This is a genomic window from Deltaproteobacteria bacterium, from assembly GCA_020848905.1.
In the GTDB taxonomy this organism is placed as follows: domain Bacteria; phylum Myxococcota_A; class Polyangia.
In genome coordinates this window covers 484,492-499,634 of sequence record JADLHG010000004.1, presented here as the reverse complement: position 1 = coordinate 499,634, position 15,143 = coordinate 484,492, and the positions used below count along the sequence as shown (strand labels likewise).

The following is a 15,143-nucleotide window of genomic DNA, read 5'->3' as shown; positions in this document are numbered from 1 at the left end:
GATACGCCACGCGGACGCGGAGTGCAACCAGGCGCCGCGCCCTCCATAACGACCAAGGCGGGGCATTTAGTCCTGCACCAGAGCCCGGAGCCGTGCAAGCTCCTCCGGGCTGGGCGGGCGACTGCACTCCTCCGCCACGGCCACTGCCCCGAGCGTCGCGGCGCGGTACAGGGAAAGCCATTCGGGGGCCACCGCAGCGAGCGCATCGAGGTGGCGCGCGACGGTCACGTGGTCGCCTCGCCGCACCGGCCCCGTCAAGGCCTCGGGCACCCCCACCGCCGCGACGTTCTCGACGGTGCTCCGCACGAGGGCCAGAAGGGCCGACCGCGCAGCCTCCGGAGTCCTCCCCGCGCGAACGAGCAGCCGGGCCGCAGCGGTCCAGAGCACCACCGCGTGGTTGCTCGCCATCACGGCAGCCGCGTGGTAGAGGGGCAGCTCCCCGGCGGACAGCTCCGCCGAGGGAAGGCCGAGGCTCGTCGCCAGCGCGCCGCCCACCTCGACGGCCTCCGGGTCGCCCTCCAGCGTCACGTGCGCGCACTCGAGCGCCGCCGGTCCCCCGGCGCCGGGCGGCACGGCCACGAGCGGGTGGAAGGTCCCCACGGGAAGACGACCGACGAGCGCCGCGAGCGCCTCGTGCGCGGCGATCGCGCCCGCGCAGTGGAGCACCGCTTCCACTGCCGGGCCGAGGACGCCCGGCCGAGCGAGCGCAGCAGCGACCTCCTGCAGCGCGCCATCGCTCACGGCTACGAGGACCACGGCCGCCTGGGAGAGCGAGCGCGGAAGGGGACCGCTGGCGACCTCTACCCCCTGTTCCCGCTGCACCACCTCGGCGCGCGAGGCGCTTCGGGTCCACTGTCCGATGACCCTGAGCCCCGACGAGCGGAAGAGCAGCGCGAGGCCCGCCCCTACGCGACCGGCGCCGACGACGAAGATGCCGGGCCCGGCCGGCACCCCCGATGCGCCCCGCTCAGGGCAGTCCAGCATCGCGGTAGAGCCCGAGTTCGGAGATGTAGCGGAGCACGGCGGCCGGAACCCACTGCGAGACCGATTCACCGGTAGCGAGAGCACTCCGGATCTTCGTCGAGCTGATGTCCGGCAGCAGCGGAGCGCCCGTCGGCGAAGGATAGCCGTCGCGCCCGATGACGAGCAGAGGTGCCAGGCGCTTCACCTCGTCGAAGCGGTACCACGCGTCCGCCTCCTGCAGGATGTCCGCGCCGATGAGGAGCCTGAACGCGTGAGCCGGGTGCCGCTCCATGAGGTGCTGCAGGGTAACGAGTGTGCGACTTCGACCCCCGATGTCGCGTTCGACGGAGTCGACGTGCACCAGCTCGGGTCGGAAGGGGAGCGTCGCCCGACGGCACATCTCCAGCCGATGCTCGAACGGGCACAACCCCTTGTTGAAGGCGTGCTCGTTGCACGGGACGAGCCACACCTCGTCCACTTCGCCGGTGCTGAGGGCCCAGAGGCAGATCATCTGGTGGCCCAGATGGGGGGGGTTGAAGCTCCCTCCGAGGAGCGCCACGCGCGTGGGCGAGCGACCGTCGCTAGACATGGTCACCTTGGCCGCGATCCATCCCGCCGGGCTTCGTTGTGCGCTGCGGGGCCTCGGCCCCTTCGGGTCAGCCGAGGCGGACGGGCTTGAAGGTCGCCTTCCCCGCCGACGAGCGCACCATGAACCGGATCATCTGGCACTTGTGCTTCGCCTTCAGCATGGCCTCGTTCGCCCGGAGCTTCTGTGCCAGGGCAGGCAAGTCGAGCCCCTCGACCGGCAGGTTCAGGCGGCGACGAGCGTCGACGTACTCGGCGTAGAGCCGCCCGTAGTAGACGTCCTCGGGCTCCGACGCGAGCTGCTGCGCCAGCTCGGGAGGCACGGGGCTCCCGTCGAGCTCCTCGATCGAAATGACATCCGCCCGCCAGACCTCTTCCCCCTCGGTCGCCTCTTCTCCCGGCTCGGGACGCCCGAGAAGCCGTGCCAGCATCACGTTCAACGCGTTCGCCAGGCCCTCGAACTCCTCCATCGCGTCGAAGGTGTATTCGAGGTTGCCGTTCATCACCTCGTTCACGCCCAGCTCTAGCCGGTCCTCGGCGCCGACGTAGTGCCGCGCCATCAGCGTAACGACGAGCAGGACGAGGAGCATCATCCCCAGCCCCGACCCGACGATGAGGTATCGAACCTTGACCACCGGCTGCAGCGCCTGATCCATGGAGGCCACGACGGCGAAGCCCGCCGCGCGTCGAGTAGCGGCCGGCGCGACGCCCTTCGCCGCGTCGCCATCGAGAAACACCGCCTCCGGCAGCGGTCCGACGAGCACCTTGTAGCGTTCGCCCTGGATCTGCAGCTCCTGCAGCTCGCTCACCTTCCCCTCGGCGACGGCCTTGTTCGCGAGGCCGCTCTCGCCGAGAATCGCCTTGTTGAGCCCGGCCACGCGCGCCGCATCCTCCGTCGTGTCGCTGCCCGCCACGGTGAAACTCGAGGCCCGGACGGCGTTGTCCAGGAAGTACGCCACCTGCGCGCCGACGTGCCGCCGCGCATCTCGTGCGTAGGCGGCGGTGAAATCGTAGGCGAGTGCCACCGCCCCCCTCACCTGGCCTCCCACGATGATGGGAGCCATCGCGGCACGCATCATGCGGTTCTTCATGACCCAGATGTCGCCGCTGGTGTGCCCCTTGAGGGCCCGCTGCACCACGGGGTAGTCGAGCTTGTCCCCGTACATGTCGTTCATATCCAGGTCGCGCGCGATGACGGCCCCGTCCTTGTCGACGACGCCGAGGAAGTCAGCCTTCTTCTCCTGGCTGCGCAGTTCCTGGTCGAGCTGCGTGATCGCGTCGAACACGGCGGCGCGTCGCTTCTTCTCGTCGCCCTCCTGGATGGCTTTGACGAACTCCGGCCGACGCGACATGGATTGGACTGCGGCAGCCAGCTCGAAGCCGTCGTGCTTGCGCAGGCGAGGCACAGCCAGACTCGCCTGCTCCACCGTAGCGACCACCTCGCGCTCGGCCTGCGTCGCGAGAGGGCCCGCAATGATGAAATAGAGAGCGAAGGTGACCGCGGCCACCACAACGAACGCGGCCACGCCGATCTTGACCTTGAAGGTGGACATGCCTAAGCCCTCTCCTGCTGGACGTCAGTTGCGGCGCGACGGCAAGTAAAGGCGGACGACCGACTAAGATGTGCCCGAGTGGGGCGACCGTATCTTCGCGTCACCGCTAAGTCAAGTAACTATCGAGAGTCCGGCGATTCACCGCGCGGGTCTAGGTGGGAAGTGGCGTCTCTGCCGGTTACGCCTGTTCTGAGGCGTTTCGTCCCAATCCGTGTAGGATACCCGGAACACAGCTCCTACCGCCGGGCAACACGAGGATCTAAGGCAAACCCCGGCTCCCTCTCCCAGACTATCAACACCTTCTCCACACCAGGCCCGGTCCGGAAGGCCTCCGGGCGGGGCGGCGAGCGCTTTCGGCCGCGGACCCTGACTTTTCCTTCGTGCAGCCGACGTTGCGCCCGTGAGCGATGCTCTCGCGGCGGCCTTCTCGACGTGGGGTTGGAGGGAAAACGCGCGTCCTGCGGCTCCCAGGCCGGCTTTCTTGTGGATAAGTCCAAACGCGCCTCGCCGGCCCCGTCGGTGCCTCGCTCTGGAACCTCAAGGCGCCGCGCGGGCCAGGAACCGCTCGAATCCCTCGGCGAGCTCCATGCATCGGTGGTTGCTCAGCCTGGTAAGGGCGCAAAAGTGCAAAGCAAAGCCGTATGGCAGATCCGAAACCAGATACCGCCCCGCGTTCTGAACGTACAGCGTGGCCGACGGCGGCTGATACCGAACGGGGTAGTCCTTGCCCGGGTCGGCGTCCGGCCAGTGTCGGGGGTTATTGAGCGCCGACGGGGGCACCAGCGCCAGATTCAGCGGTCCCACCGACAGGTCCACGCGCAGGCCCTCGTCCCGGAGGTAGAGCGAGTAGGCCTCGCGCGCCCGGGCGTAGCGCTCGGCGATCTTCGCCGCGTCGACCCCCGCCGGCGCCATCACGCGAAGCTGCTCCGCCGCGAAGACCTTGTCTGTCGGTAGCGCCAGCTCGCGCGCGACCCGATGGGGCGCGGGCCAGGCACGGGCCGAGCCTCCGCCGAGGGACAGCCGTGCATCGCGCACCCCTCCCCCTCCGGCGGGTCGTCGCGGCACCGGTCCGACGCCCCGTTGCGACGGCTCGTAGAGTGCCCAGACGACGGCCCCCGCCGAGAGGAGCAGGAGCCCCACAGCGACGAGAAGTGGCAAGGCGTTCCGCCGTGGCGATCGGGATCCTGCCCGACGGGACTTGTCGGAGTCGACACTGCCGACGGAGGTCGAACGCGTGATCCGTCGCGACGTCACGTCCACGGGCACGTGCTGCAGGGCGAGTCGCATCGCGCGAGCGGACTCGAACCGCGCCAGCGCTCGCTTCTCCATCGACCGCGTGAGGACGTGGTCGAGAGCAGCCGGGATGTGCGCGAGCTCGCGCGCCGGTCGCGCCACGTCAGTCAGGTGCTTGCGCATGATCTCGAAGTGCGTGTCACCGTCGAAAGGGGTGCGCCCCGTCACAGCCTCGTAGAGCGTCACTCCGAGGGAATAGAGATCTGTCCGGTGATCCACCTGCTTGCCGCGGACCTGCTCCGGAGACATGTAGCGCACGGTCCCCATCGTCTGTCCCGTCTGCGTCAGCTTCGTGGACCCGACGATCTTGGCGATGCCGAAATCCATCACCTTCACGGCCCCGTCGCCGCGAATGATGATATTCGACGGCTTGATGTCCCGGTGAATCACTTGCTGGTCGTGGGCGTACTCGAGCGCACGCAGGACCTCGACGCCCACGGCGACGACGTCTCCAACGCCCACGCGCCCCTCGCGAGCGATGACCTGCTCCAGCGTGTCTCCCTCGGCAAGCTGCATGATGAGGTACAGGTGTCCCTGTTCCTCGACGAAGTTGTGCAGCAGCACGATGTTGGGGTGCTCGAGTCGCGCGAGCGTTCGCGCCTCGTCGATGAATCGCGCCTTCAGCTCGCGGTGCTGCGCCAGGTCGGGGGGCAACACCTTGACGGCTACCTCCTGGTCGGTCAGCAGGTGCCGAGCGCGGTACACCATGCTCATGCCGCCCTTGCCCAGAAGCTGCGTCAGCCGGTAGGTCCCGAGGACCTCCTGTCCGAGGAGCGCGTCGTCCCCTGCTTCGGCCGCGGCGAGCAACCGGCCGCACTCCGGACAGCTCGCCGCCTCGTCACTCGGGACGTGGCCGCAGACGCAAGTGGGCGACATGGGCCATCATCCAAGCAAAGTCCGCCTCAGCGGTCCAGCGGTATGTGGCTGAGCCGAAGCACCCGACGAAGGTCGCGTCGGTCGTGCACGGCCGGCCGTTTTCTTGCGCCCCGGCTCCTGACAGTGTACAAACACCTACATCTACGCACCTGAGGAGGCCGCCGGATGCAAGCCAAACAAGCCCTCGATAAACGAGCTGATTTCAGAATCTCCGTGGACCTCCTCTTGAACAAATACGTCAAGGGGCGGCCGTACCTCTGCCGCGCGACAAACCTCAGCCGGAGCGGCCTGCTCGTCCACCGGCTGTTCGAGCCGGAGCACGGGGAGACGCGCGTCGGACTGCAGTTTCAGTTGCCCGGCTGCGACCGGGTGATCACCTGCGCGGGTCGAATCGTGTTCTGGGACGAGCAACTCGGCGCGCACGGGGTCGAGTTCACGAGCGTGGCCCCCGAACATCAGGCGCTGCTGGACACGTTTCTTCTCCGATCCATGGATTGGCCTGCCGCCCTCGAGGCCTGACACGCCTCGCAGGCTCGGCCCGGTGCGCCCGCGAGCCACGCGGGGGAAAAGGGGCCCGGCCGGTCTACCATCTCCCGCGGCAGTCCATGCCTTTCGGCATCTTGACATCGCCAAGGGCAGGCACCTAGACTGCGCCTCCAGCCACGGATGGCGCCTGCGCGCCGCCAACCCCACGGGAGGGGAAGTTTGGACCCTAAGCAGAAGAAAACCACCACAGGGCGCGACCTCAGCGACCTGAAGGCCCGTCTGGGGCTCGCCAAGGGCGACGCCGCCCCCGCCGCTCCGACCGCTCCGGCCGCTCACGCCGGCCCGGCCCCCCAGGGGATGCCGGGGGCCCCGGCGCCGGTGATGCCCCCGCCGGGAGTCGTCCCGCCGCCGGGCGTGGGCATGCCCCAGGCCGCGCCGCAGGCCTACTATCAGCCCCAGCCGCCACCCGACGCGCGCAGAGATCCCTTCGCCGTCTCCCAAGGCGGCGCCGCGGCCATGCCGCAGATGGGCATGCGGCCAATCGTAGACGCCGGTCCGCCGATCGAGATTCCCGTAGAAAGAAAGAAATACGGGAAACTCGTGTTTGCCCTCGCGGCCGTGGCCACCCTCCCGCTGCTGGTCGGCTGGTGGTGCGGCCGAATCTACGGCGCCCGGCTGGTCTTCAACAAGACCATCGACGACGCCAAGCAGATTCGCGACGCCACGACGAAACTGGCGGGCATCAGCAAGAAGGTCCAGGACGCTCTGGCAGCTAGCCGCGCGCGCAATCAAAGCCGCGTGGCGTTCGACGCGAAGCTGCAGCAGGAGCTGACGGACGTACTGAAGGCCTCGCCGCAGGCCAGTCTGCAGGAAGCCAAGTCGCTCCAGGATCAGCTCTTCCGCACGAACTACGCCCGCATGGAGGACATCCTCATTAGCCGGCTCTTCGCCTATTACAACAACATGTTGAAGCTCCTGGCGACGACGCAGGAGTTCATCGACGTCGCAGAACGCAACAAGGAGACGGTCGAGCAGTATGTGAAGGACACCTCCGGCGGCGCAGCCCAGCGGAACTACGGCATCGTGTTCGCCTCGGACGAAGGCGCCTATTATCTTGGGCAGATCGTCGAAGTCGGACCACCCAGCTGCCCCGAGAAGGGGAAGAAGTGCAAGGCCTCCGAGGTGAAAGGGTTTCCCGTCCGCGTCGGAAACAGCCGAAGCTGGGATGACCGCCCGGGCAAGTCCAAGAAGATGACGGACATCGTCGTACCGATCGTGCCCGACGAGAACTGGCGTCAGGTAGCCGCGGGCAAGCCCGGGTACCTCGCCTTCAAGGAATACGTCATGCACCTCGGGAACGTCAGCCGGACCGCTGCCGCGCTGGCCAAGGACGAGAAGGAACTCCTCCAAGACCTCAGCAAGCAGGCCAACCGCGCCAAGCTGTTCGCGCCCCTCTAGCCCTTCGCGCCCCTCTAGCCCTTCCCGGAGGCCTCCGCGGCCTCGGGCGACGCGTTTGCCCGTCGTCGAAACCCCGACCCCGAGACTGCCGCGCGCCCTCTACAGTGTTTGGGCGGCGCGGCTACCGCTGCGGAGCGAAGTAGGGCGACGCGCCGGCGTCGTGGTCGGTAGCATCGAGCACCTCGGAGATCTCCGGAATCTCCTCCTTCAGCAGCGCTTCGATGCCCGCCTTGAGGGTGTGATTGGCCGCGCCGCACCCTTGGCAACCGCCGGCCATCTGCACGTAGACCCGGCTGTCGACCACGTCCACGAGCGTGACGAAGCCGCCGTGCATTCCAACGGCGGGATTGATCTGACCGTCGATGACGGCCTGGATCCGCACGCGCAGGTCGTCTACCTGCTGCGTCGGGCTTTCGTTGACGTCTTCTGCTGACATGCTGACTCCCCGGGGCGCGCCCCGCGCCGATAGTGTACCCCCACTCCCCGGGGTGTGGCTACCTCCGCTCTCTAACCCCGCGCTTCGCCCGCCACGACCGGCCCTCCGCGGAACCTGTTCAACTCGGGCGGCCTCTGGGGTTAGACTCCCCCTCCATGACTCGGCCACGAACGCGCGTCCGCGTGGCTAACCCAGCCGACGGTGGCTTCCTGTACTGGCTGGCGAAGCTCTATCTTTTCGGAGCCTGCGCCCTCGTCGCCGTCACCATCGCGTCTCTGCCGGCGATCTACGTCGCCATCGCCTCACACGCCCCGGACCCGCCGGACCTCGCCGCCTACCGCACCGAGGCCGCGCTGGAATCCAAGATCTACGCCCCGGATGGGCAGGTGCTGTCCGTCCTGGTACGAGAACGGCGCGCGCTCGTCGAGCTGCCGGAGGTCCCTCCCCTGCTCATCAAGGCCTTCCTCGCGGCGGAGGATCGGGGGTTCTACCAGCACGCGGGGGTGGATTGGCGCGGCGTGATCCGCGCGGCGCTAGCCAACCTGAAGGCCGGCGGCGTTCGCCAAGGGGGCAGCACCATCACGCAGCAGGTGGCGAAGGCCTACCTCTCACCGGAGCGGACGATCCAGCGCAAGCTCAAAGAGCTCGTGCTCGCACGGCGCATCGAATCGCGCTACTCGAAGGACGAAATCCTCTACCTGTATCTCAATCACATCTTCCTCGGCAGCCAAGCCTACGGAGTCAAGGCCGCGGCAAAGGTCTACTTCGGCCGGGCGCTCGGGGAACTCACCCCGGCCCAGATGGCCACTCTTGCGGGCCTGGCGCGCGCCCCCTCGCGCTACGCCCCGCGGGCGAACCCCGCTGCCGCGCTTCGCCGACGCAATCAAGTCCTGAAGAGCATGCTCGAGGCCGGCTTTCTGGCTCGCCCGGCCCACGACGCGGCCGTCGCGGAGCCCTTGCGCGTGGTGAGCGAGGAGCACGCCGAACCACTGCCGTGGACGCAAGCGTCGCACTTCGTGGAGCACGTGAAGCGGCTAATCGGCGAGCGATGGGGCCGCGACCGGCTGCCTCGCGCGGGCTGGTCGGTGAGCACCACGATAGATCTTCCGCTACAGGAGCTGGCGCAGCAGCGGGTGTGGACCTCGTTGCGCGAGCTGGACAAGCGTCAGGGTTATCGCGGACCTATTATGCGCACACACACCCAGCGGCAGCGCCGTGACCTGCTGCGCCGGGCCGATGCGATCTACGCGCTCGACCAGTTGGTGGTGGACCGCCCCTACGCGGCCCTCATCGAGAGCGTGGCGGCGGGCGCTGCCCGAGGGCGCATCGGGAGTCGCCGCCGAATCACGATCCCTCTGTCTCTCATGGCGTGGGCTGCGCCGTACTCGCGCACCGACGCGGAGAACGATCGCACCATCTCCGCCGCGGGCGAGGCGTTGCGGCCGGGGGATGTCGTGTGGGTCGTGTCGCCCCCGCGGTGGCTACGCCGCCGGGACTGGGGTTCGCGGCGCGAGGCGGAAACGAGCATGGCCCTCGACCAGCTCCCGCGGGTCGAGGGAGCGCTCTATCTCTATGACCACCAGAGCGGCTATGCCCTCGCCATGGTCGGTGGGCTGGACGTCGACCGCAGCAGCTTCAACCGCGCGGTGCAGGCCTGCCGGCAACCCGGAAGCGTCTACAAGCCAGTCTTCTACTCGCTGGCCATGGACAGCGACAAGTTCTCCATGGCCACGATCCTTCAAGACAAGCCCTACGTCCCCGAACCGGGGGAGGACTGGAACCCGCAGAACATCCACGGAACGCTGGACGGCCGGGTGACCTTGCACATGTCGCTCGTGCGGTCCCTGAACCTGCCCGCGATCCAGCTGCTCAACCGCGTCGGAGCCAAGGAGACGGCGCGATGGGCGCGGAGACTGGGCTTCACCACGCCGATCCACGCCGACAGGGCGCTGGCCCTCGGCGCGAGCTGCGTTCGCGTGGACGAGCTCACCCGCGCCTTCGCCACCTTCGCGCGGGGCGGGACCCAGATGGATCCGGTCTACGTGCGCCAAATCCGGAGCCGGAACGACGAGGTCCTCGAAGACCACACGGCACCCGAGGACCCGGTGCTCGGCGAGGGGGACCGCCTCGATCGGCTCTGGGCGCAGAGCGGGACGGCGCGCCCCCAGGTCATCGACCGCCGCACCGCCTTCCTGACGGCGCGACTGCTCCGCGACGCGGTCCTGCACGGTATCGCCGCGCGCTGCCAGATCGTGCCCGCCCCGACGGGCGGGAAGGGCGGCACCAGCAGCGACACCATGGACGTCTGGTTCTCGGGCTTCACCTCCCAGTGGGCGGCTACCGCGTGGATCGGCGACGACAGCTACCAGCGGCCGCTCGGCGAGAAGGAAGCGAGCTACACCACGGCGATTCCGATGTGGGCCAACTTCATGCGCGATGCGGTGGGGAAGCGTCCACACAAGGAGGTCCCGGCCACGGTCCCGCCGGGCCTGAAGGCCGCGGTGATCGACTTCGCGTCGGGGGGCCCGCCCAAGCCCGGCCAGAAGAGCGTGCGCATCTACTACCGTCCCGGGAGCTTCCAGCCGGGAGAGACGCCGCAGCCCGAAGGATAGGAACCCGTCACCGACCCGGCGATCAGATGTCCAGGTCGTCGAGGGGGTTCTTGGAGACCTTCTTCTTCTTGCTGCCCGAGCCGCTGGCAGGCTCGCCACCGGCCTTGCCCTTGCCGCCCCCGGAGGCGCCGCCGCCCGAGCCCGACGAGCCGGCGGCGGGGCCGCTCGAGTCCGACTTGACGGGGACGTTGTGCCCCTTGCCGGTAATCTGGTCCACGACGTCCTCGTTCTCGTCTCCCTTGTTCTCTCCACCCCCCTTGGTGACGGCGTCGACCAGCGGGTCGCCGTAGCTCTTCTTCGGGCTGAACTGCTTCCGACCGTCCTGCACGCCGGCGAGCTCCTGCCGGTCGGTGAGCACGAGACAAAAGTTCCCGTAGAAGCCCGTGTTGTCGATGGCGCGCATCATCGTCCGCCCCGACGCCGGCCATTCCATGTGGTCCATCACCGAGTCGCCCTTGATGGTCGTGCTGTACTTCCGCTCGGCGCGACCAAAGCGGTTCTCCATCGCGGCGGCGAAGTCCTCGAAGCCCTTGCCGTGGTACAGGTCGGAGTTGAAGGCGATGTACACCTTCCACAACCGATCGAAGTGGAAGAAGTAAAAGCGCCGATCCTCCCGGCCCCAGCGCACGAGCATCGACTCGTTGTTCTTGTGGGCAAACTCCTTCTCGACGAGGGACACGTCCCACGGCGTTCGCTTGCCGAGGAAGTGGATCCGCGAGGCCTGCAGCTCCTTGATCTTCTCCATCATCTCGCGACGCAGCTTGTCGTGTTCGAGCGCGTCCTTCGTCTTCTTCAGCCGAGGCTCGTAGTCCAGCCGGATCTGCTTTTCCAGCGTTCCAATGACTTGATTGGCGGTGATGCCCCACTTGAAAGGAGCCATCAGCTTCTCGACGGCCACCCGCTGCTTCTCCGTCGCCACCGCCGGCGGCTTGGCTGCCTTGGCCTTCTTGGCCTTCTTTCGCGCGCCATCGGCGGGCTGCCACAACAGCGCACTCGCAAGGATCAGCGCCAAGGGGAAACGGAATTTCATCGGCGTTCCTCCACCGGTTCGACGGCGCCGTCTGGGCGACGCGCTCTGGACACCAACGAGGTATCGCAACGTAACGATATCGCCAGGTAGCTTATCACTCCGCCTCGAGCGGAACAATGCGCCGAGGCGGCTGGCGGGAGAAAGGCGCTCGGAGTCTGTCCGACGAGGGGCGAGACCGTCAGTCCACGCGATCGGCGTGCGAGCTCCGAGCCTCCGGGGCGGAGGAGCGGCGTCCCTCGGCGGCCCGCTCTTCGGGGCCGCCGACCTTGGGCGAAGACACCTTCTTGTCCCGGCCCAGGATCACCGCCGGCGGCAGCCCGCGAGCGGGAATGGGCTCTTCGGCGTCGGAGTGCTGATGCTCGCGCTCCTGTTCCTGAACCTTGGGCGCCTCGGGCAGGGCCGCGGTGACTCGCCGCCCACGGGCCGCGTCGCGCTCCCCTTTCAGCACCTCGTAGGCGTCCTTGGCGTAGCGGGCCGGCTCGCCCGAGCCCGAGTAGTCCACCCAGAAGGCGCGCTTCTCGCGCACGTCCATGTGCACGAAGGGCGAATTCGGATAGTAGCCCACGCCCACCGCCTCGAGGTTGGCCAGCAGGTAGTCCCGCAGCTTGCGGTTGCTGAGCCCCTCCACGCGGAAGTCCACGGCCTCGCCTCTCGTGTGGTGACTCGTCTTCAGGGCGGCGACCTTCTTGTGGCGAAACCCGCTGTAGACGTAGATCGTGCGCCCCGGAAAGGCGCGAGACACTCGGTGCAGGTTGGCCAGGAGCCGCGGGTTCATCTTGTGGCGGCGCCCGGTCCGCACGCACCGCAGGAACCGCGTCAGTCGCTGCAAAGCTGGGCGCGTGACGCGTCCCTTGCGATCGTAGAGCTGGACGGTGAGCTTTTCGCGGTGGTTCAGGTGTTCGAGCTCCATCGGCGGCGGAGCCTTCTTGAGCTTGACGCGCCGGCGCCCCTTGGAGCGGGGAGCGCGCGACGCATGGCCCGCGCTCGCTGCCAGCCCTTCGGTCGACCTTCCCGCCAGGGCGCCGTCCCCGAGCTCGATCGCCCCCGCAATCAAGAGGGCCGCCACCCCGACGCCATAGACCTTTGCCCGCCGCATGGCCCCAATGGTTACGTCAGGGGGGCCCGACCTGTCAATTTTCTGCGGTGGGGCGCGTGCGGGCGGCCAAGTCTGCGAGGATGTTGAGGGCTTCCAGCGGGGTGAGGCGGTTGACGTCGAGCTGCCGGAGCTCCCGCTCCACCTCGGACCCCGCCGAGGCGGGGGCGCGTGCGGGTCCGCCCGAAGGGCAGGCCCCGGCGGCGAAGAGCGCGAGCTGATCGGACACCGTCTCGGCGACCCGGCCCTGCAGCGGGAGATCGTCGACCACGACCTTCCCTTCGAGCGCCGCGAGCACCTGGCGGGCCCGCGCGACCACCTCGGGCCGCAGCCCGGCAAGCCGCGCTACCTCGATCCCGTACGAGCGGCTCGCCCCCCCGGGAACGAGGCGCCGCAGGAAAACCACCCGGTCGTTCCATTGCTCCACCGCCACAGACAGGTTCACGGCGTGGGGCTTGACCCGCGGCAGCAGGCAGAGCTCGTGGTAGTGGGTTGCGAAGAGCGAGCGGGCGCGGATCTCGTCGTGCAGAAACTCCGCCACGGCCCAGGCGATGCTGAGCCCGTCGTAGGTCGAGGTCCCGCGGCCGATCTCGTCCAGCACCACGAGGCTGCGAGGGGTCGCGTGCCGGAGGATGGCGGCCGTTTCCCGCATCTCCACCATGAAGGTGCTCTCGCCTCGCGCGAGGTTGTCCCCCGCACCGACGCGGGTGAAGACGCGGTCGACGACGCCCAGTCGCGCGCTCCGACAGGGCACGAACGACCCCACCTGCCCCATGATCACCGCGAGAGCCACCTGACGCAGCGCTGTGGACTTGCCGGCCATGTTGGGGCCCGTGATGATGAGCAGCCGCTCTCCCTCGGCGTCGAGCGAGATGTCGTTCGGCACGTACTCGCCGACCGGTAGCGCGGCCTCCACCACCGGGTGGCGCGCGTCCTTCAGTTCCAGCAGCGTGCCGTCGTCAATCTCGGGGCGTACGTAGTCGCGTCGCTCCGCCAGCTCGGCCAGGGCGCAGAGCACGTCGAGGAGGGCCACGCGTTCGGCGACCGCCGTGAGCCGCCGCTCCTGCCGGGCCACTGCGCCGCGGAGCTCCTCGAAGAGCTGTCGTTCGAGCGCCCCCCGACGTTCCTCGGCGGTCAGGAGGCGGGCCTCGTAATCGGCCAGCTCCGCCGTCACGAAGCGCTCCGCGTTCGCCACCGTCTGCTTGCGCTGGTAGTCGTGCGGAACATTCTTGAGGTTCGCGCGCGTGACCTCGATGTAGTAGCCGAAGACCTTGTTGTAGCGCACCTTCAGGGACTGGATGCCGGTCCGCTCCCGCTCCCGCGCCTCGACCGCTATGAGCTCCGCCTTCCCCCCTTCGCACAGGTGGACGAGCGCGTCGAGCTCCGCGTTGACGCCCGGCCGTACAAGTCCCCCCTCCCCGGTGGCGATCGGAGGATCGTCGACCAGCGTCGAGCCGATCCGCCCGGCGAGGTCCTCGAGGTGGTCCTCGGGCAGACGCAGCGGCTCCGGCAGCTCGCGCGCCAGGTCCTGCGCGACGCCCTCCCGCAGCAGCCGACCGAGCTCAGGGAGCTGCCCGAGCGAGAGCCCCAGCCGGCCCAGCTCTCGCGGGGTGGCCTGCTCGACGACGACGCGGGCCGTCAGCCGTTCCAGGTCGTAGATCTCGCGCAAGCGGCGGCGCAGCTCCTGCCGCAGCTCGCGTCGCTCGAGAAGGAGCTCGACCGCGTCGTGGCGTCGTCGAATCGCGCCCACGTCGAGAAGCGGCGAGGCGAGTTCGCGTCGCAGCGCGCGACCGCCCATCGCGGTCAGGGTGAGGTCCATGATCGAGAGGAGGGATCCCTCGCGGCGCCGCTCCAGATTCGATTCGAAGATCTCCAGATGGCGCAGGGCCGCCTCGTCGAGCTGGAGGTGCTCCCGCGGCCGGTAGGGGAGCAACCGGCAGCTCGGCAGCGAGTAGCCGGGCAGGCTCCGCGCCGCGTAGCGCAGCGCTGCGGCTGCTGCCCCTCGCCCGACGGACATGCCGGTGGCGCTGGTCTCGTGCCACGAGGCGCCACATCGGTCGTCCAGCAGCGCCGCATCGGTTGCCGGATCGCCGAATAGGGAGGTCGTCTCCTCCTCACGCGTCCCGGGCGCCACGGACCGCGCGGCTCGGACCAGCGGCGCGAGCCCCGGGGCGTAGAGGAGCTCTTTCGGGCGCAGGCGGCCGAGTTCGTCCAGCAAGGCGGTATCGCCTTCGAGCTCGGTGACGCGGAGCTCGAAGGTGGACAGGTCGAGCGCCGCCAGGCCGTAGCCACCTGCCGCACCGCTCAGCACGACGAGGTAGTTGTTGGTCTTGGCATCGAGGTGGTCGGCGTCGAGGATCAGGCCCGGGGTCATTACCTGGGTCACCTGCCGTCGAACGATGCCGCGCGCGAGGCGGGGATCCTCGATCTGGTCGCACACGGCGACCTTGTGGCCGAGGTCCAGGAGCTTGCGGGCGTACCCCTTCGCCGCGTGAATCGGCACCCCGCACATCGGCACCGGGTCGTCCTTGTTCTTGTCGCGACTCGTGAGCGTCAGCTCGAGAGCCTGCGACGCGAGGACCGCGTCCTCGAAAAACATCTCGTAGAAATCACCGAGCTGGAAGAAGACCACCGCGTCGGGGTGCTGGCCTTTGATCTCCAGGTACTGCCGCATGAGCGGCGTCTCGGGTGCGCTGGCGGCCATGGACCCGCGGATCTACAGCGGGGTGGCGTCGACTGTAAAGAGGAAGGGTCGTCG

Annotated in this window: 11 protein-coding genes; 3 read left to right on the top strand and 8 right to left on the bottom strand. The window is 68.6% G+C overall.

Features of this window, described 5'->3' with window-relative positions; genetic code table 11:
* Positions 1–66 precede the first annotated feature (66 nt).
* From IT371_02790 to IT371_02775, 4 genes are all read right to left on the bottom strand, one after another.
* A complete protein-coding gene (locus IT371_02790) occupies positions 67–984 on the bottom strand; it encodes a DUF2520 domain-containing protein (GenBank protein MCC6746555.1) in 918 nt (305 codons plus the stop codon).
* On the bottom strand, positions 968–1,552 hold the full coding sequence (nadD, locus tag IT371_02785; GenBank protein MCC6746554.1) for a nicotinate (nicotinamide) nucleotide adenylyltransferase: 585 nt from the start codon (positions 1,550–1,552) through the stop codon (positions 968–970). The genes IT371_02790 and nadD overlap by 17 nt, the downstream gene beginning before the upstream one ends.
* Positions 1,553–1,619: 67 nt before the next feature.
* Positions 1,620–3,101, bottom strand: a complete 1,482-nt coding sequence (locus IT371_02780; GenBank protein ID MCC6746553.1) for a hypothetical protein — start codon at positions 3,099–3,101, stop codon at positions 1,620–1,622.
* Positions 3,102–3,638: 537 nt separating this feature from the next.
* Positions 3,639–5,270 (bottom strand): serine/threonine protein kinase, encoded by a 1,632-nt coding sequence (locus IT371_02775; protein ID MCC6746552.1) that lies wholly within the window; start codon positions 5,268–5,270, stop codon positions 3,639–3,641.
* A gap of 165 nt (positions 5,271–5,435) precedes the next feature.
* Between IT371_02775 and IT371_02770 the strand changes: the two genes are divergently transcribed.
* Together IT371_02770 and IT371_02765 are read left to right on the top strand one after the other, a co-directional pair.
* Positions 5,436–5,789: a PilZ domain-containing protein gene (locus tag IT371_02770; protein MCC6746551.1), complete on the top strand. Its 354-nt coding sequence runs from the start codon at positions 5,436–5,438 to the stop codon at positions 5,787–5,789.
* A 147-nt stretch (positions 5,790–5,936) separates the two neighbouring features.
* The gene (locus tag IT371_02765; protein ID MCC6746550.1) at positions 5,937–7,214 is read left to right on the top strand and encodes a hypothetical protein; all 1,278 of its coding nucleotides are present in this window, start codon (positions 5,937–5,939) and stop codon (positions 7,212–7,214) included.
* A gap of 121 nt (positions 7,215–7,335) precedes the next feature.
* On the opposite strand, the gene IT371_02760 is transcribed toward IT371_02765, so the two are convergent.
* Positions 7,336–7,650, bottom strand: coding sequence for a NifU family protein (locus IT371_02760; protein MCC6746549.1), 315 nt, complete (start codon positions 7,648–7,650; stop codon positions 7,336–7,338).
* Positions 7,651–7,832: 182 nt separating this feature from the next.
* On the opposite strand from IT371_02760, the gene IT371_02755 reads away from it, so the two are divergent.
* Positions 7,833–10,262 carry a transglycosylase domain-containing protein gene (locus IT371_02755; GenBank protein MCC6746548.1) on the top strand — a complete coding sequence of 810 codons (2,430 nt, stop codon included), beginning with the start codon at positions 7,833–7,835 and terminating at the stop codon, positions 10,260–10,262.
* 22 nt (positions 10,263–10,284) lie between these two features.
* On the opposite strand, the gene IT371_02750 is transcribed toward IT371_02755, so the two are convergent.
* The 3 genes from IT371_02750 to mutS all read right to left on the bottom strand — a co-directional run bounded on the left by IT371_02750 (position 10,285) and on the right by mutS (position 15,089).
* Positions 10,285–11,292 carry a hypothetical protein gene (locus IT371_02750; GenBank protein ID MCC6746547.1) on the bottom strand — a complete coding sequence of 336 codons (1,008 nt, stop codon included), beginning with the start codon at positions 11,290–11,292 and terminating at the stop codon, positions 10,285–10,287.
* A gap of 178 nt (positions 11,293–11,470) precedes the next feature.
* The gene (locus IT371_02745) at positions 11,471–12,388 is read right to left on the bottom strand and encodes a YcbK family protein (GenBank protein MCC6746546.1); all 918 of its coding nucleotides are present in this window, start codon (positions 12,386–12,388) and stop codon (positions 11,471–11,473) included.
* Positions 12,389–12,422: 34 nt separating this feature from the next.
* A complete protein-coding gene (mutS, locus tag IT371_02740; protein MCC6746545.1) occupies positions 12,423–15,089 on the bottom strand; it encodes a DNA mismatch repair protein MutS in 2,667 nt (888 codons plus the stop codon).
* Positions 15,090–15,143 lie beyond the last annotated feature (54 nt).